Annotated in this window: 21 protein-coding genes; 8 read left to right on the forward strand and 13 right to left on the reverse strand. The window is 44.4% G+C overall.

The genetic code is table 11. From position 1 onward, the window contains the following. The first annotated feature begins 128 nt into the window (after positions 1-128). The 4 genes from cueO to hpt all read left to right on the forward strand — a co-directional run bounded on the left by cueO (position 129) and on the right by hpt (position 4,144). Positions 129-1,673 (forward strand): multicopper oxidase CueO, encoded by a 1,545-nt coding sequence (cueO, locus tag LGZ99_RS08955; RefSeq protein WP_021323148.1) that lies wholly within the window; start codon positions 129-131, stop codon positions 1,671-1,673. A 268-nt stretch (positions 1,674-1,941) separates the two neighbouring features. Next, positions 1,942-2,166: a hypothetical protein gene (locus LGZ99_RS08960; RefSeq protein ID WP_021323147.1), complete on the forward strand. Its 225-nt coding sequence runs from the start codon at positions 1,942-1,944 to the stop codon at positions 2,164-2,166. A gap of 7 nt (positions 2,167-2,173) precedes the next feature. Further along, positions 2,174-2,947 (forward strand): hypothetical protein, encoded by a 774-nt coding sequence (locus LGZ99_RS08965; RefSeq protein WP_023044126.1) that lies wholly within the window; start codon positions 2,174-2,176, stop codon positions 2,945-2,947. Between the two features lie 660 nt (positions 2,948-3,607). Then, positions 3,608-4,144 carry a hypoxanthine phosphoribosyltransferase gene (gene hpt, locus LGZ99_RS08970; RefSeq protein ID WP_021323144.1) on the forward strand — a complete coding sequence of 179 codons (537 nt, stop codon included), beginning with the start codon at positions 3,608-3,610 and terminating at the stop codon, positions 4,142-4,144. Between the two features lie 163 nt (positions 4,145-4,307). Here the strand turns inward: hpt and LGZ99_RS08975 are convergent, their stop codons facing one another. The 3 genes from LGZ99_RS08975 to can all read right to left on the reverse strand — a co-directional run bounded on the left by LGZ99_RS08975 (position 4,308) and on the right by can (position 5,869). Further along, on the reverse strand, positions 4,308-4,649 hold the full coding sequence (locus tag LGZ99_RS08975) for a type II toxin-antitoxin system ChpB family toxin (RefSeq protein ID WP_023044125.1): 342 nt from the start codon (positions 4,647-4,649) through the stop codon (positions 4,308-4,310). Beyond that, the gene (locus LGZ99_RS08980) at positions 4,649-4,903 is read right to left on the reverse strand and encodes an AbrB/MazE/SpoVT family DNA-binding domain-containing protein (protein WP_023044124.1); all 255 of its coding nucleotides are present in this window, start codon (positions 4,901-4,903) and stop codon (positions 4,649-4,651) included. The genes LGZ99_RS08975 and LGZ99_RS08980 overlap by 1 nt, the downstream gene beginning before the upstream one ends. Positions 4,904-5,215: 312 nt before the next feature. Further along, positions 5,216-5,869: a carbonate dehydratase gene (gene can / locus LGZ99_RS08985; protein WP_023044123.1), complete on the reverse strand. Its 654-nt coding sequence runs from the start codon at positions 5,867-5,869 to the stop codon at positions 5,216-5,218. A 187-nt stretch (positions 5,870-6,056) separates the two neighbouring features. On the opposite strand from can, the gene LGZ99_RS08990 reads away from it, so the two are divergent. Beyond that, a complete protein-coding gene (locus tag LGZ99_RS08990) occupies positions 6,057-6,983 on the forward strand; it encodes an ABC transporter ATP-binding protein (RefSeq protein ID WP_021323140.1) in 927 nt (308 codons plus the stop codon). Further along, complete coding sequence (locus LGZ99_RS08995; protein WP_036840239.1) at positions 6,980-7,750, forward strand: ABC transporter permease; 771 nt, start codon at positions 6,980-6,982, stop codon at positions 7,748-7,750. Before LGZ99_RS08990 ends, LGZ99_RS08995 begins: the two co-directional genes overlap by 4 nt. 98 nt (positions 7,751-7,848) lie before the next feature. On the opposite strand, the gene panD is transcribed toward LGZ99_RS08995, so the two are convergent. From panD to sfsA, 8 genes are all read right to left on the reverse strand, one after another. Then, positions 7,849-8,229 (reverse strand): aspartate 1-decarboxylase, encoded by a 381-nt coding sequence (gene panD, locus LGZ99_RS09000; protein WP_036840241.1) that lies wholly within the window; start codon positions 8,227-8,229, stop codon positions 7,849-7,851. Positions 8,230-8,308: 79 nt separating this feature from the next. Next, entirely contained in the window at positions 8,309-9,163 is an 855-nt protein-coding gene (gene panC, locus LGZ99_RS09005; protein WP_036840243.1) for a pantoate--beta-alanine ligase, read from the reverse strand. A gap of 53 nt (positions 9,164-9,216) precedes the next feature. Next, positions 9,217-10,008, reverse strand: a complete 792-nt coding sequence (gene panB / locus LGZ99_RS09010; protein WP_036840246.1) for a 3-methyl-2-oxobutanoate hydroxymethyltransferase — start codon at positions 10,006-10,008, stop codon at positions 9,217-9,219. 67 nt (positions 10,009-10,075) lie between these two features. Beyond that, positions 10,076-10,591, reverse strand: coding sequence for a 2-amino-4-hydroxy-6-hydroxymethyldihydropteridine diphosphokinase (folK, locus tag LGZ99_RS09015; protein WP_036840249.1), 516 nt, complete (start codon positions 10,589-10,591; stop codon positions 10,076-10,078). A 5-nt stretch (positions 10,592-10,596) separates the two neighbouring features. Further along, positions 10,597-12,099, reverse strand: coding sequence for a polynucleotide adenylyltransferase PcnB (gene pcnB / locus LGZ99_RS09020; RefSeq protein ID WP_231398169.1), 1,503 nt, complete (start codon positions 12,097-12,099; stop codon positions 10,597-10,599). A 151-nt stretch (positions 12,100-12,250) separates the two neighbouring features. Then, positions 12,251-13,138, reverse strand: coding sequence for a tRNA glutamyl-Q(34) synthetase GluQRS (gene gluQRS / locus LGZ99_RS09025; RefSeq protein WP_036840252.1), 888 nt, complete (start codon positions 13,136-13,138; stop codon positions 12,251-12,253). A gap of 62 nt (positions 13,139-13,200) precedes the next feature. Then, on the reverse strand, positions 13,201-13,656 hold the full coding sequence (gene dksA / locus LGZ99_RS09030; protein ID WP_036840254.1) for an RNA polymerase-binding protein DksA: 456 nt from the start codon (positions 13,654-13,656) through the stop codon (positions 13,201-13,203). A gap of 191 nt (positions 13,657-13,847) precedes the next feature. Continuing rightward, the gene (gene sfsA / locus LGZ99_RS09035; RefSeq protein WP_036840257.1) at positions 13,848-14,558 is read right to left on the reverse strand and encodes a DNA/RNA nuclease SfsA; all 711 of its coding nucleotides are present in this window, start codon (positions 14,556-14,558) and stop codon (positions 13,848-13,850) included. Between the two features lie 91 nt (positions 14,559-14,649). Here sfsA and hrpB point away from each other — a divergent pair, with 91 nt between their 5' ends. After that, positions 14,650-17,091: an ATP-dependent helicase HrpB gene (gene hrpB / locus LGZ99_RS09040; protein WP_036840259.1), complete on the forward strand. Its 2,442-nt coding sequence runs from the start codon at positions 14,650-14,652 to the stop codon at positions 17,089-17,091. A gap of 93 nt (positions 17,092-17,184) precedes the next feature. Then, on the forward strand, positions 17,185-19,653 hold the full coding sequence (mrcB, locus tag LGZ99_RS09045) for a bifunctional glycosyl transferase/transpeptidase (RefSeq protein WP_036840261.1): 2,469 nt from the start codon (positions 17,185-17,187) through the stop codon (positions 19,651-19,653). A gap of 68 nt (positions 19,654-19,721) precedes the next feature. Here the strand turns inward: mrcB and hemL are convergent, their stop codons facing one another. Next, a complete protein-coding gene (gene hemL / locus LGZ99_RS09050) occupies positions 19,722-21,005 on the reverse strand; it encodes a glutamate-1-semialdehyde 2,1-aminomutase (RefSeq protein ID WP_036840264.1) in 1,284 nt (427 codons plus the stop codon). Between the two features lie 50 nt (positions 21,006-21,055). Beyond that, positions 21,056-21,841 carry a DUF1460 domain-containing protein gene (locus LGZ99_RS09055; protein WP_036840266.1) on the reverse strand — a complete coding sequence of 262 codons (786 nt, stop codon included), beginning with the start codon at positions 21,839-21,841 and terminating at the stop codon, positions 21,056-21,058. Between the last annotated feature and the right edge of the window lie 14 nt (positions 21,842-21,855).

A 21,855-nucleotide genomic window follows, 5' to 3' on the forward strand; every position in this document is an offset into this window, starting at 1 on the left:
AATTACTGTAAAGATCGACTTAAATCACATTCCCATCGCTTGACCTTCCTGTAAGGGGAACCTTTACGTTGCTGCTATGTGTTGTTTTTTTATTGTTTATTTTTTGCCGGTTTAATTAGGAAGTTAATATGCAACGACGTGATTTTATTAAATTAAGCGCTGTTATAGGTGTCTCCAGTATGTTACCTGTATGGAGCCGTTTCTCCTTTGCTGAACCTTATCCGGCACTCCCCATCCCTCCACAGGTAGAGCCAGATGCGTCAGGTAAAATTGCTATTGAAATCAAAGCAGGGCAATCCCGTTTGCGGGCGGGAACGGTGACTAAGACCTGGGGTTATAACGGTGATTTACTTGGCCCGGCACTGAAATTAACTTCAGGTAAACCTGTCACTATTGATATTCGTAATCATCTGCCGGAAGAGACGACTGTTCACTGGCATGGCTTGGAAATTACCGGGGAGGCTGATGGTGGTCCACATGCGATGATTGCACCAGGTGGGAGTCGAACTGTTAGTTTTACCCTTGAACAACCAGAAGCAACTTGCTGGTTCCATCCGCATACACATGGTAAGACGGGTTATCAGGTAGCAATGGGGCTTGGTGGATTAGTGCTGATTGAAGATGAGAACAGTATTAAAACGGGTTTGCCAAACCAATGGGGTGTGGATGATATCCCGGTGATTTTGCAGGATAAACGCTTGAATAGAGAGGGCCAGATTGATTATCAACTGGATGTGATGAGCGCCGCTGTTGGTTGGTTTGGCGATATGATGCTGACCAATGGCGTTGTTTTACCCCAGCATATTGCGCCACGCGGTTGGTTACGCCTGCGTTTGCTGAATGGTTGTAATGCTCGCAGCCTGAATATTGCTGCCAGTGATGGCCGAGAATTGTATGTTGTTGCCAGTGATGGCGGTTTGTTAGCGGAACCCGTTGCGGTTAATGAGTTATCGATTCTGGCGGGAGAGCGTTTTGAAATAGTGGTAAATACTTCGGATGGAAAACCTTTCGAGCTGGTGACGTTACCGGTGGTTCAGATAGGAATGACATTACCGCCGTTCGATCAGCCATTGCCAGTTTTGCGCATTCAACCTCAGCTTTTTTCCAGCCGCACAATACTGTCGGAACAGCTTGCTACTCTTCCTGTCTTGCCTTCCTTAAAGGGCTTGAATAGACGTAATTTGCATCTGGCGATGGATGGTCGTCTGGATATGCAGGGGATGATGCAGCTGTCTCAGCGTTACGATGAGCAAGCTATGGCGGGTATGGGAATGCATCATGGGAATATGAAGCACGGAGATATGCATCATGGCGATGAATTCAATTTCCATCATGCGAACACGATTAACGGATTGGCTTTCTCCATGACAAAGCCTGCTTTTGATGTTAAACAGGGGCAATATGAGCACTGGGTGATTTCGGGTGTTGGCGATATGATGCTGCATCCGTTCCATATCCACGGTACCCGTTTCCGCATTTTGAGTGAAAATGGCCGCAAACCTGCCGCTCATCGCAGTGGTTGGAAAGACATTGTTCATGTGGAAGGTAAGGAGAGTGAAGTGCTGGTTCAGTTCAATCATACGGCGGGAGCTAAACATCCATTTATGGCGCACTGTCATCTGCTGGAACATGAAGATACCGGTATGATGCTGGGTTTTACTGTTAGTAAATAATCTTGCTCACATTGTCTCTGATTTGGCTTATCAGGGACGGCCTCACTGTACCTTATGGTCCATATAGTTATGTAGTTTTTTCAATGAATTATTGTTATAGGATGTACATGATAGAACAAAGGTTATACGCAATTGCTTCTACTTTGAATTGGTGTTAATAGATGCTTAACCAGCAGTAAATGGGCACAACAAAGTATTGTCAGTGATTACCGCAGGTATTAGACTATGATACAGTTGGTTGTTTGTTACTCAGTGAAGGAGAGGTAAAATGTCTAGTTTTTTCAAGAATATGGGATGTGCTCTTGTTTCTCCGGAAAGGGTGATGGCACGTCTCGTTGGCGCACATAAAGAAACTTGTTCTGATGCTGATCAGAAAGATGAAAAGTTCATCATTAATCGTTCTGGAACGGTTACTCTGAATCGTTGTAATCCTGATGTTCAACGGGCTTTCGCTTTAAATGTTGAGTGGTTGAGTACTAAAAAAGAGGGATAACCTATCAATGTGGGCAGCTGTGGTTATTGTTGTTTTAGTATGTGGTTATGTTTATACAAATAGTCATCTACCCTCTAGATTTAAGCAAAATAAAGCCATTGGTTGGAACGCTTACTTTGAAGTAGCACGACAAGGTGGCTTTTTTCTTATCGCAGGTTTTTGTCTGGCTTTAACACTGAGTTGTTTAATCTTTGCTGTTATGATGCTACTGAACATCCCTGTATATTTTGGTGTAAAATATATCCCTTTTACTTTTGCTCATGATTTGTTCAACTCCCGGTTAGTGGGGATGAGTGTTTTTTCTTTTCTTATCTTAAGTTTTACCGTGTTGATAAGTATCAGTGCATCCTATAACGCAGAGAAAGATTTTAGAAATCCTGAAAAGCGCAATGGTATTTTTAAAGAAATTGCATCTAACAGTGCTATTGAAAGCCTTCTTTTGGAATCAATTGAAAGTGGTCTGTTGCTGTTAATTACTTTAAAGTCGAGAAAAGTTTATGTTGGAATGGTTGATGAAGCGAGATTTCATCATTTGGATACCGACACTATCGTTATCATTCCTTTTATGAGTGGTTACAGAGATAAAGATACGCTGACATTTTGTGCCGAGCATAATTACGCTGATCATTACAGGAATGAAGATATTACACTAACTTCAAAGCCTTTGAGTGTGTATCAGTTTCGTCATGTTCTTCCGCTTGAGCAGATAGAGTCTCTATCGCTTTTTAATCCTGAAACCTATGATAAGTTCCAGGAAGTTATTAAAGATAAATCTAATTGAGGTAAAATGTCTCAAATAGGTTTTGTAGTTCATCAGTCCGAAGAAATTTAACAAGATAGACTTGGTAGTCTCTTTTTCTTAATGTTGTTCGGTACATGGCAGATAGAATATGGAAACTTTGCGTTTTCTATGAGTAAAGAATAGCAGCAATAGATGAAATCCTTACAGAAACATTGGAAATAAGCATTGACGATTTACATGAGGCTCTTAGAGCTCTTAAAAGGAAAAAGTTAATAGAAATTCTACCTTGTGCTGATGGGATGACGTTATATTTTGTGAGTGGGAAGAGGATAAGTAAAACTTATGATGAAGAAACTAAGCTTTACAGAGTTGCCGCTAATGTTTTGTTACAACCTAATCCCAAATTAAAGATGTTGCCAGAGACATAGTGATCATCAGAAACCATCTTTATCTTTGTTTGAGATACCCCATATTTTCGAAGAACTTTTGATAATCACCATTCGATCATAGTTGTTCGGAATTTGTGCATTACTGAAAGGGGGCGTAAGGTTTCCTATTTCAATTTTATTTGTAATGATGCTTCTAAGTGTTATTTTATCCGTTCAAAAGAACGGCGTATCAATCGGCATACTAATAATCATGATTTTCACCGCGCTTTATCATGATTATTATTTTTAAAAACAATTGGTTATATTTATAATGAAACACACTGTAGAAGTTATGATCTCCGAACAGGAGGTTAAGCAACGTATCGCTGAGTTGGGAAAACAGATCACTGAACACTATCGTGACAGTGGCAGCGAACTGGTTATGGTCGGGTTATTGAGAGGTTCATTTATTTTTATGGCTGATTTATGCCGTGAAATTCAGGTTCCTCATGAAGTGGATTTTATGACGGCTTCCAGTTATGGCAGCGGTATGAATTCCACCCGCGATGTGAAAATCCTTAAAGATCTGGATGAAGATATTCGTGGCAAACATGTGCTGATTGTGGAAGATATTATTGATTCAGGTAATACTCTGAATAAAGTGCGTGAAATTCTGGCACTGCGTGAGCCAAAATCACTGGCAATTTGTACTTTGCTTGATAAACCTTCTCGCCGTGAAGTCGATGTTCCGGTTGAGTGGATAGGTTACTCAATTGAAGATAAATTTGTTGTGGGTTATGGTATTGACTATGCGCAGCATTATCGCCATTTGCCTTATATCGGTCATGTGATTTTGTTGGAAGAGTAATTTTTACCGAATCTGAAAACGGTAGCTTTCGGGCTGCCGTTTTTGTTTTGTGATTCAGGAATGATATATAGGGCTGCGCCCCTATCTGCATTTCGGCACGGTGCTTAATATAGCTTCCAGTCGTAGAACCATATCAGCAGATATCCCTGGTTAACAGCAGAATTTATTCTAATATGCTGGACACCATGGCTAAAATTTCATTAACTACAAACGTCGGTGCCTCTTCAATTTTTCTTGCTTGTCTTGCATTTAGATCGATGGAACGAATGCCATTCGCTAATAGAACTCCTTGAGTCTGTGTTCCAGTGCTCATCAATGTCACGGCAAAACCTGCAAACCTAGCATAATTTCCTCCTTGTGTTATAGGAATAATAATTGTTAAACCTAATTTGTTAAAATTGTATGGACTTATTACTAAGCATGGCCTTTTGTCACCTTGCAGCTCTTGACCAGCGACTGGGTTTAAGCAAGCCTCAACAACATCTCCTCGTTGAAATATTGCCATTACACTTCATTCCCTACAGGTTTACTGGTATCCCATTCTTTTAAGATTTCAGGCATTGGTGCTTCTGAGTCACATAGAGCAAGTAGATCGGCTAATTTGTACTTGGGACGATGGTTTACCGCAGAGATCACGATTTTCCCTTGTTCTTCGACAATTGATAATTGGTCACCCTCTTTCAGGTGGAGGGATTTCAATAGTTGAGCTGGAATAATAGCACCGACAGAGTTTCCAATTTTTCTGACATGAGTAAGCATAGAACTTTCCTCGCAAGTAACGGTTATCACATTGTTGACACTTTAGAGTGGTTTTGCCTAAGTGTCAACATTGTTATTACAGGTAATGTGATGAGATCGCCCATAAAAATGTTCTTTTTTATGAATTATTTTGTTTTCTTTTTATTACCATATGCATACATTCGTAAAATAAAGAAATTAAAATAGATACTTGATATTTAATAGGCTGCGATTTAATAAAATGAAAATCTGTATTAATCTTCGTTTAATTACGCTGTAGAAGAGGTTAAATATAACCTTTTCTACAGCGTATTTTGTTAGTTATCTGAAAACTTACTTCTTATTCGTCAGTTTGGATACGGTCTGGCGATAGGCAAGTTCCAGTTTTTCACGACTGTCAGCCGTAACTTCAAGATCCTGCAATTGACCATTATGGATACCGTAAACCCAGCCGTGGATCATCACTTTCTGTCCCCGTTTCCATGCTGCTTGCATAATAGTTGAGTGACCAAGGTTATAGACTTGCTCGACAACGTTGATTTCACACAGACGGTTCAGGCGCTCATTGGGCGGTAATTCACCCAGCATAGAGCTATGTTTATACCAGAGATCGCGGATATGCAGCAGCCAGTTGTTAATCAATCCCAGCTCGGTACCGTCAATTGCGGCTTCGATACCACCACAGCCGTAATGGCCGCAGATAATAATATGTTCAACTTCCAGTACGTCTACTGCGTATTGAATGACAGAGAGACAATTTAAATCAGTATGAATAACCAGGTTTGCCACATTTCTGTGAACAAATAAGTCACCGGGAGCGGCATCAATCAGTTTTTCTGCTGGTACTCTACTGTCTGAGCAACCAATCCACAAGAAATGGGGTTTCTGGGTTTTTGCTAATTCCTTGAAAAATTTTGGATTTTCTTCGTTAACCGATTCTGACCACTGCTTGTTATTGGCAAGCAACTCTTCTATTTTTTTCATCATGGTGAATAGCCTGATAGCGTTTATTTGAGATAGAATCATATACAACATCAATTGAAATTTTAATATTTTGTTGCTGTTTGTTTTTCAACTTTCTACTGTTTTTGCAAAGAAAACTAGACAGGAAAGGCGCACTATATTTTCATATTGCACGCAAAGGCGGCCAGATAATAAAGGTGTTTTTTAATTTATGACCTATGCATTGGAATTAACGCAGCTTACCAAGACCTACGCTGGTGATGTTAAGGCGCTGCGAGGGATTGACCTGAATGTAGAAGCAGGAGATTTCTACGCGTTATTGGGTCCGAACGGTGCAGGGAAGTCCACCACAATCGGCATTATCAGTTCTCTGGTAAACAAAAGCAGCGGTAAGGTTAAGGTGTTTGGTTACGATATTGATACGGATATTGTGAATGCCAAGCGCCAGTTAGGTCTTGTTCCGCAGGAGTTTAACTTTAATCCATTTGAGACGGTGTTGCAGATTGTTCTCAATCAGGCGGGTTACTATGGTGTACCGCGAAAAGTGGCTCAAGCCAGAGCGAAAACTTATCTGTCACAATTAGATCTGTGGGAAAAACGCGATCAACGGGCGATCCGTTTGTCTGGTGGGATGAAACGGCGCCTGATGATTGTACGAGCTTTGATGCATCAGCCTAAATTATTAATCCTTGATGAACCGACAGCGGGCGTCGATATTGAACTTCGCCGCTCTATGTGGCGTTTTTTGAAGGAATTGAATGCACAGGGAACAACGATCATTCTGACTACCCACTATCTGGAAGAGGCAGAAATGCTGTGCCGTAATATTGGTATTATTCAGCATGGTGAGCTGGTGGAAAATACCAGTATGAAAAATTTACTCAGTCAGGTGGAATCTGAAACGTTCTTCTTTGATCTGGCGACGAAAAGTCCAGCGCCTGAACTTGCCGGATATAATTATCGGGTGATAGACACATCGACCCTGGAAGTCGATGTTCAGCGTGAACAGGGGTTAAATGGTGTGTTTACCCAGTTAAATGCTCAGGGTATTCAGATCCCGAGTATGCGTAATAAAGCGAACCGTCTGGAAGAGTTGTTTGTCAGTTTGGTGAACAACAAGCAAGGAGACCGTAAATGATTCAGTTGTACTGGGTGGCGCTAAAAACGCTCTGGATTAAAGAAATTACCCGTTTTGGTCGTATCTGGGTACAGACTTTATTACCGCCGGTTATCACCATGTCACTCTATTTTATTATTTTCGGTAGTTTGATCGGTTCGCGGATTGGCAAAATGGGCGGTGTGGATTATATGCAGTTTATTGTCCCTGGCCTGATTATGATGGCGGTGATTACTAACTCTTATGCCAATGTTTCTTCTTCTTTCTTTGGGGCGAAATTTCAGCGCAGTATTGAGGAATTACTGGTGGCGCCGGTTCCGACACACATCGTTATTGCGGGTTTTGTGGGGGGCGGTGTTGCCCGTGGTGTTTGCGTCGGTATTCTGGTGACACTGGTTTCTCTGTTTTTTGTTCCGCTTCATATTCATGCGTGGTGGATGATTGTTGTCACTTTACTGATGACATCAATTCTGTTCTCGCTGGGTGGTTTGCTGAATTCGATTTTCGCTAAGACATTTGATGATATCAGCATTATTCCGACCTTCGTATTAACGCCTCTGACTTATCTTGGCGGGGTGTTTTATTCGCTGACATTATTACCGCCATTTTGGCAAGCTGTTTCCAAACTGAATCCGATTGTTTATATGATTAGTGGTTTCCGATATGGTTTCCTGGGAATTACTGACGTTTCTTTAACAATAACGTTGGGTGTTTTGACTGCGTTTATTGCAGTTTTTTATTTTGTCGCTTGGTATTTGATTGAAACAGGCCGGGGATTGAGGACTTAATTTGTAGATTATTTTGTGATTAAGTGGTGGTGATGGGTAGGGGAAGTTTATTTATAATGTCTTCACAACCTACCCATTATTGATCATGTGGTTTGTATTCAGGCTATTTGAACTGGAACGGCTTTGGCAATACGACTCATAATATTATCACCGTCAAAGTAAGCCATATTAGGCTTATGATGACGGGCGTCTTGGTCAGAAATTTGTATATATGAGCAGATAATTAACTTATGATCTACCTGAGCACGGTGAGCCGCGGCTCCGTTGACTGAAATGATTCTGGAACCACGTTCAGCGGCAATAGCATAAGTGGAAAAACGTTCGCCGTTATCCACGTTATAGATATCAATGGCTTCATATTCCAGAATACCGGCTGCATCCATAAAGTTCTGATCAATTGCACAGGAACCTTCATAATGCAGATCTGCCTGAGTGACTTTCACTCGGTGCAATTTCCCTTGTAGCATAGTGCGCAACATGGTTTTCTCCTGATTTGATGACAACTTAGAACCTGTTATTTTATTTTTCTGCGTCAATAATGTCTGACAGAACAAACTGTTATTGAGTTAAATCGACCCGCTGATTATCAATCAATCGGGTTTGTCCTAACCAAGCGGCCATCAGAATAACCGCGTTTTTACTTTCGGTATTCAACGGTGCCAGAGTTTCGGCATCACGGATAAACAACTCATCAGGCATAAAGCCCGCTTCACGTAGCTGTTCGGAAGCTTGAGCGAGCAATTGTTCTGTGTGGCGTTCACCTTGCGCCATTTTTTCAGCGATAGATTTCATGATCTTGCTGAGTTCTGGCGCAATTCTATGTTCATCGGTTGTTAAATTGTTATTACGCGAGCTCAGCGCCAGGCCATTTTTATCGCGTACCGTCGGCACTGAAACCAAAGTAATATCATAAGCCAGATCAGCAATCATTTTGCGGATAAGTTGTAATTGCTGAAAATCTTTCTCGCCAAAATAGGTTAAATCCGGTTGCACCAGATTGAACAGTTTACTCACCACGGTTGAAACACCGCGGAAATGACCGGGACGGCTGGCACCTTCCAGTATGGTAGAAAGTTCAGGAACTTCAACATACGTCTGATGCTCCATACCATTGGGGTATATTTCTTTATCGGAAGGAGCAAAGATTAGATCGACACCATGTTGGTGAAGTTTCTCACAATCTTTTTGTAAGGTGCGCGGATATCTTGCCAGATCATCCTGACGATTAAACTGCATCGGGTTAACAAAGATACTGACAATGACAATATCTACCTGCCCTTTGGCCTCATCAACTAACGTCATGTGACCATCGTGCAGGTTACCCATTGTTGGCACCAATGCAATGCGTTTCCCTTCCTGACGCCAGCGGCGGATTTCACGGCGTAGAATCGGTACTGTTTCGACAATCAGCATTGCTTAATACTCCTTAATGTGTTCAAAGTCTTCGGGCTAACAAGGGTAATTTATTAATTAAATGAGTGTTCTTTACCAGGGTAGGTGCCGCTTTCTACCTGTTCTTTATACAGGCGGATGGCATCACGCATATTTCCTGCTTCTTCAAGGAAGTTTTTCGCAAATTTAGGTGGTCTGGCGGTAATTCCCAGGGCGTCATGCATCACCAAAACTTGTCCGTCAGTCACATTACCGGCACCAATACCAATCACCGGGATTTGTAATTCATCGGTAATACGTTTAGCTAATTCAGTAGGGACACATTCCAGCACCAGCAATTGTATACCCGCTTGTTCCAGGGTAATCGCATCTTTTATCAATTGATTAGCCGATTTTTCATCACGTCCTTGGACTTTATAACCCCCAAGAACATGAACAGACTGAGGGGTTAGCCCCAAATGAGCGCAAACAGGTACGGAACGTTCGGTAAGGATCTTAATGGTATCGCTCAACCAACTGCCGCCCTCAATTTTCACCATATTAGCCCCGGCACGCATAAGTTTGGCGGCGTTTTCACAACTCTGTTCTGGTGTCGCATAACTCATGAAAGGCATATCGGCAATAATGAAAGTATAGGGTGCTCCAGCACGGACGCAACGAGTGTGGTAGACAATATCTTCGACTGTCACTGGGATGGTGGTATCAGCCCCTTGTAATGTCATACCCAGTGAGTCACCAACCAGCATGACATCAATATCTTGCCCGGCAAATAGCTGGGCAAAGCTGGAGTCGTAAGCGGTAATCGTGGCGAATTTACGTTTTTCTTTTTTGAGCTGATTCAGATCAGCCATGGTGATGGGTTTCATTATCTATCTTCCTCCTGCAATTTTTCTTGTTATGTACAGAAATCGGCCACGGACTGAACTGAGATCCTTATCTGCAATGATTAGGATCTGAGGGCTGTGACAGCTGCCAGAGTACCAGGCCGTTTTCCGGGATATGTTTCAGTCTTTCAGATAAAGCTTCCCCATCAGGAAATATCAGGTCAGGGGCGATTTCAGCCAACGGGCAGAGCATGAATTCGCGCTGTTTCAGTCCGTAATGGGGCACCGTTAAACGTTCGGTATTAATCACCTGATCACCAAATAGCATGATATCCAGATCAAGTGTCCTTGGCCCCCAGCGTTCATCTTTTCTTACCCGTCCCTGAGCCAGTTCAATCGCCTGAGTGTGATTGAGCAGCTCTTCCGGTGCCAGAGTGGTTTCCAGTGCCACCGCCACATTCAGAAAATCAGGCTGATTTTGTGGCCCCATCGGTTTGGTTCGATACCATGAAGAGCTGGCAATAAACTCTGTTTTCGGTAAATCTTTTAATGCAGCAAGTGCATTTTTTACTTGCTGCACAGGTTCTGCCAGGTTGCTGCCGACAGCGATATAAACACGGGTCATGATGATCAGTTGTCCCTGCTCAGTCTCGGTTTATAGTGGCGACGTGGTCGTGTACGACGACGGACAATATCGCTACCCAACTCAGAAATCATACTTCGTTGTTGTGATGCATTGGCTTGCTGGAATTCTCCCCACCAATGAGCAAGGTCTTTTAGCTCATTGCGGTTTTCGACATTGGCACGCAGTTCCAGCAGATCATAGGCGGCACGGAATTTAGGGTGTTCCATCAGTTTGTTTGCTCGTCTGCCATGGCGGCGCGGCAGACGTAACTGCAATTGCCAGATATCACGCATGATGGTTGTCAGGCGCTTGGGAATGGCGATAGAGTGGCATTGTTCGTCCAGAATATCATTCATCGCCAGGGCGAAGGAGTCGTAGTAAGCCAGACCGCTTTCCTGAGACAGCTTTTCCGCATGCTCAACCAATGGATACCAAAGCATAGCAGCGAACAGAAACGCCGGGTTGACCCGTTTATCATTTTGTAACCGATAGTCGGTATTCTTCAAAACTTGATTGAGCATACGTTCCATAGGTGAATCGTTATTTTCGGTGAAATAGCGTTGAACCAATGGGAATAGCGGTTGGAACAGGCGGTATTCGCGCAGCAGTTTATAAGTGCTGTAACCTTGACCTGTTTGCAACAGTTTTAACGACTCTTCAAACAGACGGGCTGGTGGAATATTGCTCAGCAGAAAAGCCAGACGGGAAATAGGCTCGGCGGTATCTTCGCTGATTGTCATATCCAGTTTGCTGGCGAAACGAACTGCACGCAGCATTCTTACCGGATCTTCCCGATAACGGGTTTCTGGATCGCCAATTAAACGGATAACACCCGTTTCTAGATCATTAAGGCCACCGGCATAATCACGCAGAGAGAAATCGTTGATGCCATAATAGAGGCTGTTAATGGTGAAATCACGGCGCATAGCATCTTCTTCAATTGAACCGAAGATGTTATCCCGTAACAACATACCACTCTGAGCCTGTTGTGACTGATTTTTGTCATCAGAATCAGTCTGCTCATGTGGTCCACGGAATGTTGCGACTTCAATCACTTCCGGGCCAAACATAATATGGGCTAAACGGAAGCGGCGTCCAACCAGACGGCAGTTGCGAAATAACTTACGAACTTGTTCTGGTGTTGCATTGGTTGCAATATCAAAATCTTTCGGTTGTGTGCCGAGGAGTAAGTCACGGACACCACCGCCGACCAGATAAGCTTCAAAGCCGGATTTATTTAAACGGTAAAGCACTTTCAGGGCATTTTCACTGATATCTTTGCGGGAAATATTGTGCTGCTCCCGTGGAATTACCGTTATTGGTAAATCCAAATGCAGATTCTCCTGCTCAACCTTCCTTTGTGTTTTCACGTTGGATGAGGATTGATGGGGGTTTTGGCGATTAGAGTGAAGAGTTACATACTCTTCCTGAGTAGAATGGTCAGATACGGTGACTGGCCTTTCACTGGCTGCCTGTAGCTCGCGGTTAATTTTCCCCTCGCGGATCAATAAATTACGGCAGAAATTTGCTACTCGGTTAAAAATGGTACACCTCGATAAGTAACTAATCATATAAAACGAATAAAAAACAGCAGCTAATCATAGCCTACTGTGTATTTTTTGAGAATGGTTGTTATGACTAAGCTTAACTTTATTCACGTTACCTGTATATTTTACCTTGCCGTGGAATTCGGTCCAGATCCCAACGTGCTGTTGCTTTTTGCAACAATTGATCGCGGGAAAGATCTTGCCAGTTTTTTATGACAGGCTGATTAAGGAAAGATAATGCTTCAATCAATAACGGCCGGGGATCATCCAGTGGGATTGGCTGGGCGTGATTCTGTTTGGAAAGTTTGTTGCCGTTCTTATTCAGAGCCAGTGGCAGGTGAATATAATCGGGTAGTCCGAGATTTAATTGCTGATAAAGTGCAATCTGGCGGACAGTTGGCTCAATTAAATCAGCGCCTCTGACTACCTCAGTCACACCTTGGTAATCATCATCAATAACGACCACTAAATTATAGGCAAATAGGCCATCACGACGATGAATAATAAAATCTTCCTCAGCCATGGCAGGATCGGCGTTCAGGTATCCTTGCAACTTATCTTTAAAACCATAAACAGGGTTGCTTTGTTTTAACCGGATTGCTGCGTGATTGACAGGCAGATTTAATTCACGGCAGTTTCTGTCATAAAAACCATTAACTTGCTGAATACGTTGACGGGTGCAGGTGCAATAATAGCTTAAGCCCTGTTGTTGCAACTGATTAAGTATATGACGATAAGCCTCATGGCGCTGAGATTGATAGAGAATCTCATCATCCCAATGTAACCCATAATGTTCAAGAGCGTGGAGAATACGGCTGGCGGCACCGGGAATCGCCCTTGGAGGATCAATGTCGTCAATTCGTATCAGCCACTTTCCCTGACAAGCCTTGGCTTGCAAATAGCTGCCAATTGCGGTGATTAATGAACCAAAATGAAGATCACCAGAAGGTGAAGGGGCGAAACGCCCAATATAAGCGCGGGGACGTTCAGGTTTTATCATACAGGGATCAGCGAGGATTGTTCGTACGGCGCCGTTAAGGCGCCGTATCAAAACACCATTAATTAGCCTGCCATCTGCTTTTCACGGATTTCGGCCAGGGTTTTACAATCAATACACAAATCTGCGGTTGGACGGGCTTCCAAACGACGGATGCCTATCTCAACGCCACAGGATTCACAAAAACCGAAATCATCGTCTTCGACTTTTTTCAGTGTTTTCTCGATCTTCTTAATCAATTTACGTTCACGATCACGGTTACGTAATTCAAGACTGAACTCTTCTTCCTGCGCTGCACGGTCAACTGGGTCTGGGAAGTTCGCTGCCTCATCTTGCATATGAGATACAGTACGATCTACTTCATCCCTGAGCTGATTGCGCCATGCTTCAAGAATTAGCTTGAAATGCGCCAACTGGGCATCGTTCATGTATTCTTCACCTGGCTTCTCTTGGTAAGGTTCTACCCCAGCGATGGCGAGAATGCTTAAGGACGAGGTTTTACGTTTTTGCCCTTCTTGCATAATACTTCTCCTAACACACGCACTATCAAACGAACCCCTAGCGGGGAAAAAAACAGGCCGCTATAAATAGCAGATGGAGCATGGGTTGGCAATTGTTCCTGCCATTAGTTTCACAATGGTGTGAAGACAAACGCAGTGAATGACTTTACACCCTGTACAACTTGACTGTAAATATTAGGTCAATCAATAAATTAACGACTTAGTACAAAAGTTAACTTATCGCCTAAAACCATCCCTTTTCCTGTAATGCTTGCCTGGTAACAGATAACTTCGACTCCAGAATTTCGCGCTTGTTCCAAAAGAGATGAATAATTATGGTCAATATGCGCAGCCGCCGCGACTTGCCTGATGCCAGAATGCAAAACTGCAAAAAATAAAACTGCTCTTTGTCCTTGTTCCGTTATGTGTTGTAGTTCCCGTAAGTGTTTCTGCCCGCGGGTAGTAACAGCATCGGGGAAATAGCCACAATTTTCTTGGAGAAGCGTCACGGATTTCACTTCGATATAGCAGTTAACTTGCTGTTCTGCCTGCAACAACAGATCTATCCGGCTGCTCTCTTCGCCATATTTTACTTCCCGGCTCATTTTTTTGTATTCAGAAAATTCTGAAATGACATTTTGTTGAATCGCCTCGGCCACTAAATCGTTTGCTCTGAGCGTATTGACACAAATCCAGTGACCATCCTGCGTTTCGGTCAATTCCCAACTGTTGGGATATTTACGCTTTGGATTGTCAGATGTGGAGTACCAAACGGTATCTCCCGGCGTAGCACAGCCAGTCATCGCACCCGTGTTGGCGCAGTGGATAGTCAGTATTTCACCTTCCGGTGTCATGACATCAGCCAGGAAGCGTTTATAACGACGAATTAGCGTTGCGGATTGTAAGGGAGGATGGAATTCCATAAAAACTCCTTAATGACTGATGGCATAAGATTGAAGCAGGCAATGCTACAATGTTGGCCGCTGAAAGTTAACTTTCTTTAATGGAGTGTTTGTGTCTTTATTGCCTGTATATGAGGTCGTTGAGTCTGTCCTGAGTGTGCTGAAAAGCTCACCGCAGGTGCTGCTTCATGCGCCTGCTGGTGCCGGGAAATCTACGGGTTTGCCACTGGAAATTCTGAAAAGAGCGGATTTTTCCGGACGTATTATTATGTTAGAACCACGGCGGATTGCCGCTCGCAGCGTTGCCAATCGTCTTGCGGTTCAACTGAATGAAAATACCGGTCAGACCGTGGGTTATCGGATGCGCTCAGAAACGAAAGTGCGCACGGCTACCCGTCTTGAAGTGGTAACAGAAGGTATTTTAACCCGTATGTTACAGCAAGATCCGATGCTGGAAGGTGTTTCACTGGTGATTCTGGATGAATTCCATGAGCGCAGCTTACAGGCTGATTTAGCGCTGGCATTGTTGTTGGATGTACAGGCAGGGTTGCGGGATGATCTGCGGATTTTGATCATGTCGGCTACGTTGGATAATCAGCGGCTCTCTTCTTTACTACCTGATGCGCCAGTGATTATTTCTGAAGGGCGTAGCTTTCCTGTCACCAGAAATTATCATCCTTTACCTGCTCACCAGCCTTTTGAACAGAGTGTAGCCACTGTTGTATTACGGTTACTCCAGCAAGAGCAAGGTTCTGTACTGTTGTTTCTGCCGGGGAGTGGAGAAATTCAACGGATATTTGGACTGCTTAAAGGAAAAGTTTCTGCCGATATCGATCTTTGTCCGTTATATGGTGCTTTATCATTGGCTGAACAGCAAAAAGCGATCGAACCTTCACCGTTTGGACGCCGTAAAGTTGTTCTGGCGACTAACATTGCAGAAACCAGCCTGACGATTGAGGGTATCCGGTTGGTGGTTGATAGCGGTCTTGAGCGTACAACACGTTTTGAACTCAGAAATGGGCTAACCCGCTTGATCACTCAACGCATCAGTCAGGCTTCTATGATACAACGGGCTGGCCGCGCAGGGCGGTTGGAAGCTGGAATTTGCTGGCATCTGTTCAGCCAGGAACAGGCAGAAAGAGCAGCAGAGCACAGTGAACCTGAAATCTTGAATACTGATCTCAGTAGCTTATGGCTCTCCTTATTGCAGTGGGGATGTCGTGACACTTCCCAATTACATTGGCTGGATACGCCTCCTGTGGCGTCATTGGCGGTAGCCCAATCGCTTTTATTACAGCTAGGCGCGGTAAGCCATCACAATCAGTTGACGCCCAGGGGTAGAAAAATGGCGGAGTCTGGCAGTGAGCCACGCCTTGCCGCGATATTATGTGCCGGTTTGGAACAGGGAGCCGATGCGTTGGCGACCGCCGCTATGCTGACAGCGATTCTGGAAGAACCGCCTCGTGATGGTCAGCCGGATATCACTTATTGGGTTGAACAGCGTCAGCCTCAGTGGTTACGGCGGGCAAAACAGTTGACCAGAAATATGGGAGGGGCTTTTGGAGAGCCAGCCCGTGGATCAGCTGCAATGTTATTGGTTCAGGGTTTCCCTGACAGAATAGCCAAAAACCGGGATAAGCATGGTCGTTTTCAATTGGCTAATGGTCTGGGGGCGATGATTGATTATGAAGAAAAATTATCCGATGAATCCTGGCTGGTGGTGCCTTCGCTATTGCAAAATAGCAGGAGTCCTGACGCCCGTATTCTGTTGGCTTGTCCGTTGGATATTGAACAATTGGTACAGCAACAACCGAATTTATTCTGTGAACAAAATATCGTTGCATGGGATGACAATAAAGGAACATTGCGGGCATGGAAACGGCTGCAATGTGGGAGCCTGACAGTAAAAGCGCAACTATTGGCAAAACCTTCAGCTGAACAATTACAACAGGCCCTGCTAAACTGGTTACGAAGTGAAGGATTACAAGCGCTGAATTGGTCACCTGAGGCTATGCAATTATGCACCCGTATTCAATGTGCGGCTAAATGGTTGCCTGAAATACAGTGGCCTGCGGTAGATAATAATTCGTTGATGGATTCTCTTGATCATTGGTTAATGCCGTTTCTTATTGATGTGCGTGATTTGAAAGGTTTAAAACAGATTGATTTGTTGCCGGCATTGGCAGGTTTATTGGATTGGCAACAGCGCCAATGTCTGGATAATGAGCTGCCCATTTATTACACTGTTCCTACCGGCAGCCGGATAGCAATCAATTATTTCAGTGATAAACCCCCTGTATTATCAGTGCGGATGCAGGAAATGTATGGTGAGCAGCAAAGTCCATCGTTGGCAAAAGGGCGGGTAGCATTGGCGCTTGAATTATTATCGCCAGCCCAGCGACCATTGCAGATCACACAAGATTTGGCTGCTTTTTGGCAGGGAGCATACCGGGAAGTGCAAAAAGAAATGAAAGGGCGCTACCCAAAACATCTGTGGCCGGATGATCCGGCAAGTACGGCGCCAACCCGGCGGGTAAAAAAATATTCGCAGTAGAAATTTAAGAACTTTCTTGCAGGCGAATAAATTCATTAAAAAAGATATGAATACCCATTATTCAGCATTTGAATGGCTTTGGAGAATTTTGGAATGTCTGGTGAAGATCGTCGACCAATCGGACGTAAAGGCAAGAAACCGCTATCCCGCCGTGAACCTCTATCGAAAAGACGGCATCTGTTGGATGATGATTATGATAATGATGGCTACGAAGATGACGACTACGATGATGAAGAGGATCAACCCATGACAAAAAGAGGAACGTATTCCCGTCCACCTAAGAAAAAGTGGCGTTGGTTCTGGCTGTTATTCAAGATATTTATTGTTTTTGCTGTATTGCTGGGGGGGTATGGTGTTTATCTGGATGGTAAAATCCGTGACCGTATTGACGGAAAAGTCTGGGATCTGCCTGCGGCAGTTTATGGCCGGATGGTCAACCTTGAACCGGGCATGAACTACAGTAAAAAAGAGATGGTACATCTGCTGGAAGGAATGCAGTATCGTCAGGTGACGAAAATTACCCGTCCTGGGGAGTTTTCTGTCAGAGGCGAAACCATTGAAATGCTGCGCCGTCCATTTGATTTCCCTGACAGTAAAGAAGGGCAGATCCACGCGCTGTTGACTTTCAGTGATAACCGTTTGGCAGGGATAGAAAATATAGAAAATCAGCGTCAGTTTGGTTTCTTCCGTCTTGATCCGAAGCTGATTACCATGTTGCAGTCACCCAATGGTGAGCAGCGGTTGTTTGTGTCGCGTTCAGGTTTCCCGGAGTTACTGGTCAATACCTTGCTGGCGACAGAAGACCGTCATTTCTATCAACATGATGGTATCAGTATCCTTTCTATCGGGCGTGCGATGCTGGCTAACCTGACGGCGGGGCGTACCGTTCAGGGGGGAAGTACCCTGACGCAACAATTGGTCAAAAACTTGTTCCTGACCAATGAACGTACGTTGGTGCGTAAAGCGAATGAAGCTTACATGGCGGTTTTGATGGATTACCGCTATAGCAAAGATCGTATTCTCGAATTGTATCTGAACGAAGTTCATCTGGGGCAAAGTGGTGATGAAGAGATCCGGGGATTTCCGTTGGCGAGCCTTTATTATTTTGGCCGCCCAGTGGATGAACTGAGTTTGGATCAGCAGGCGTTGCTGGTCGGCATGATGAAAGGTGCTTCACTCTATAACCCGTGGCGTAATCCTAAACTGGCTCTTGAGCGCCGTAATGTGGTGCTTAAACTTTTACAAAATCAGCAAATTATTGATGAGGATCTGTATAAACTACTGAGCGCCCGCCCACTGGGGGTAAAACCGAAAAGTGGTGTCATCACGCCACAACCTGCGTTTATGCAGCGGGTTCGTCAGGAATTGCAGGATAAGCTGGGCAATAAAATTAATGATTTATCTGGCGTAAAAATCTTTACGACTCTTGATCCGGTATCCCAGGATGCGGCTGAAAACGCAGTGGAAGAGGGAATTGCTAACCTGAGAAAAACCCGCAAAATCGCTGATCTTGAAGGGGCAATGGTGGTTGTCGATCGCATTAGTGGTGAAATCAGGGCGATGGTCGGCGGTTCTCGACCGCAGTATGCCGGATTTAACCGGGCCATGATGGCGCGCCGCTCGATTGGTTCTTTAGCAAAACCCTCTACTTATTTGGCTGCCCTGAGTGAACCTGATCAATATCGATTGAATACCTGGCTGGCGGATGAACCCCTTTCTGTGAAACAGCCGAACAGTAAGGTTTGGGAGCCGAGAAACTATGACCGCCGTTTCCGTGGTCGAGTCATGTTGGTGGATGCACTGGCTAGATCACTGAATATTCCGACGGTAAATCTTGGATTGGCTGTTGGCCTTGATCATGTAAGCAACACACTGATCCGGCTTGGCGTTCCGGCAGACGTTATCCAGCAGGTTCCGGCGATGTTACTGGGTTCTCTCAGCTTGACGCCGCTGGAAGTGGCTCAGGAATATCAGACGATGACCAGTGGCGGCAATCGCGCGACGCTTTCTGCGTTACGTTCTGTCATTGCAGAGGATGGCGCTGTGATATATCAGAGTTACCCGCAGGCTGAACGGGCTGTACCGGCTCAGGCGGCTTACCTGACGCTGTATGGTATGCAGCAGGTTGTGGCGAATGGGACTTCCCGTTCTCTGACGGGTAAATTTGGCCGTTATAATCTGGCAGGTAAAACTGGTACAACCAATGATCTGCGTGATAGCTGGTTTGCCGGGATTGATGGCAAAGAAGTGGTGATTTCATGGGTTGGCCGGGATAACAACGATCCGACTAATCTGACCGGCGCCACTGGCGCGTTAAATGTGTATCGCCGTTATCTGGAAAATCAGACACCGCTGGTGCTGAACAACATTCCGCCGGAGGGAATTGTCGATATGGCAGTTAATCAAGATGGCAGCTTTAATTGTAGCGGTGGCAGTGGCTGGAGAACATTGCCTGTCTGGACTTATGATCCACAGAGTTTGTGTCAGCAAGCAGCAACATCAGAGCCTGTTCAGCAACAAGAACAAGCGCCGGGTTGGTTGCGGGAGATGTTTGATCAATAATTAATTCACGGTTTATCAATATCTTAAGCGCCGTAAAAATACGGCGCTATAATTTGATAGCGAAGAAATTATTTCAGTTTGGCAAAGCAGCGGGCGGCGGCATCCACAGTACGCTGAATATCTTCATCCGTATGCGCGATAGACATAAAACCCGCTTCAAATGCGGAAGGTGCTAAATATACACCCTCGTCAAGCATAAGATGGAAGAAACGTTTGAAACGCTCAATATCGCAATTCATCACATCTTGATAGTAACTGACTGTTTCCGCATCAGTAAAGAAAATGCCAAACATACCGCCGACATGGTTAACTACCAGCGGAATGCCAGCCGCTGTTGCTGCTTTAGTCAGGCCAGCAGCCAAATTATCTGTCAGTTCAGTCAGACGCTGATGTACACCGGGTTGAGAAACTTCGTTCAGGCAGGCAAGACCCGCAGCCATAGCAATTGGATTGCCGGACAAGGTTCCCGCCTGATAAACCGGGCCGGTTGGCGCTAATTTCTCCATCACTTCATAGCGTCCACCGAAAGCGCCAACGGGCATACCACCACCAATGATTTTGCCAAGACAAGTCAGGTCAGGCTCTACATTGTAATAAGATTGCGCGCCGGATAAGGCGACGCGGAAACCTGTCATCACTTCATCGATAATCAGCAGAGCGCCGAATTCATCACACAGTGCGCGCAGACCGGGTAGAAATTCTGGCAGTGGCGGCACACAGTTCATATTACCGGCAACGGGTTCGACAATAATACAGGCTATCTCTTCAGGATATTGTTCAAATGCTTCCCGCACTGAGTTCAAATCGTTATAGGTACAGGAGAGTGTATGTTTGACGAAATCAACCGGAACCCCCGGAGAGTTTGGTTGGCCGATAGTCAGCGCGCCAGAACCGGCTTTTACCAGCAGGCAATCAGCGTGGCCGTGATAACAACCTTCGAATTTGATGATCTTATCGCGGTTGGTATATCCACGAGCCAGACGGATAGCACTCATGGTCGCCTCTGTGCCTGAGTTGACCATGCGCACCATATCCATTGATGGCACCAGTTCAGTCACTAATTGAGCCATTTCTACTTCAGCGGCAGTGGGGGCGCCAAAACTTAACCCTTGTTCGGCGGCTTTGATGACTGCATTACGGATAGCGCTATGGTTATGCCCCAATACCATAGGCCCCCAGGAGCCGACGTAATCAATATAGGCTTTGCCATCAACATCATAGAGATAGGCGCCGTTAGCATGTTTAATAAACAGAGGCGTACCGCCAACGCCATTAAATGCACGTACCGGGGAGTTAACACCGCCGGGAATAAGCTGTTTGGCCTGAGAATAGAGGATTTCGGATTGGCTCATTAAAAGCTCCTGAATGTATCTTTAAGTGGGTTTATCGCTTGTCTCACCGATTATAATGGTCTTAGAACGATAATTCCGGGTTTATTCTTTACATAATCAAGGAATGGCGAATCGACTACTTTTTTATTCGCTGCAAGTGAAGACGCATTTCTAAACATTGGGCCATGATCTGTCATAATAAAAATCCCGGTATGCGTGACATCCAGCCCGGCAAGATGTGTATATATTCCTATATAATCTCCCGTCTTTAAGTGTTTGATAACGGAGTCATTCACCTTATTACCTGGAATATATTTAATATCTCGGTTGATAACACTAAGTCCGGGGATATATTCGCCGCCATCAGCTTTTCTATTCAGACTTTTTGTGATTTTTATATAAGAAGAACTTATTGCATCCGCCACATCTTTGGCATTTAATTTTTCTCTGGTGGACCAGTCCGTGAAGAAATGTTTTCTTTGCAAGAAACTGATTTTTCCGTCGATATACCTTGTCTGGATGAGATTCTTGATAAAATCCTGTTGGTCATTTGATTTCCTTAGCGATTCTACGTAATCAAGAAAAGTAAAACAGTCCAGGCCGCTAAAATCTATAACTAATTTTTCAGGTTCAGTTGGGGAGCCGACCAGTTTGTTTGCGACATAAGGCGTATTGAGAAACTGATAAGAGATATTTTTTATCATTTCACCAGGATTGTCTTTATTTCCCGGTTTTACCTGGTTTTCTATAATATTATCGACTTTCTTCGAGGTATAACTATCGATATCGACTTGCTTGCTATGGGCTACGCAGCCTGCAAGGGTGACGACCAGCATAAGTGGTAATATTTTTTGCATAAGAACTCCGCATG

Origin of the sequence: Photorhabdus temperata, from assembly GCF_025384845.1 — a bacterium.
GTDB lineage: Bacteria > Pseudomonadota > Gammaproteobacteria > Enterobacterales > Enterobacteriaceae > Photorhabdus > Photorhabdus temperata.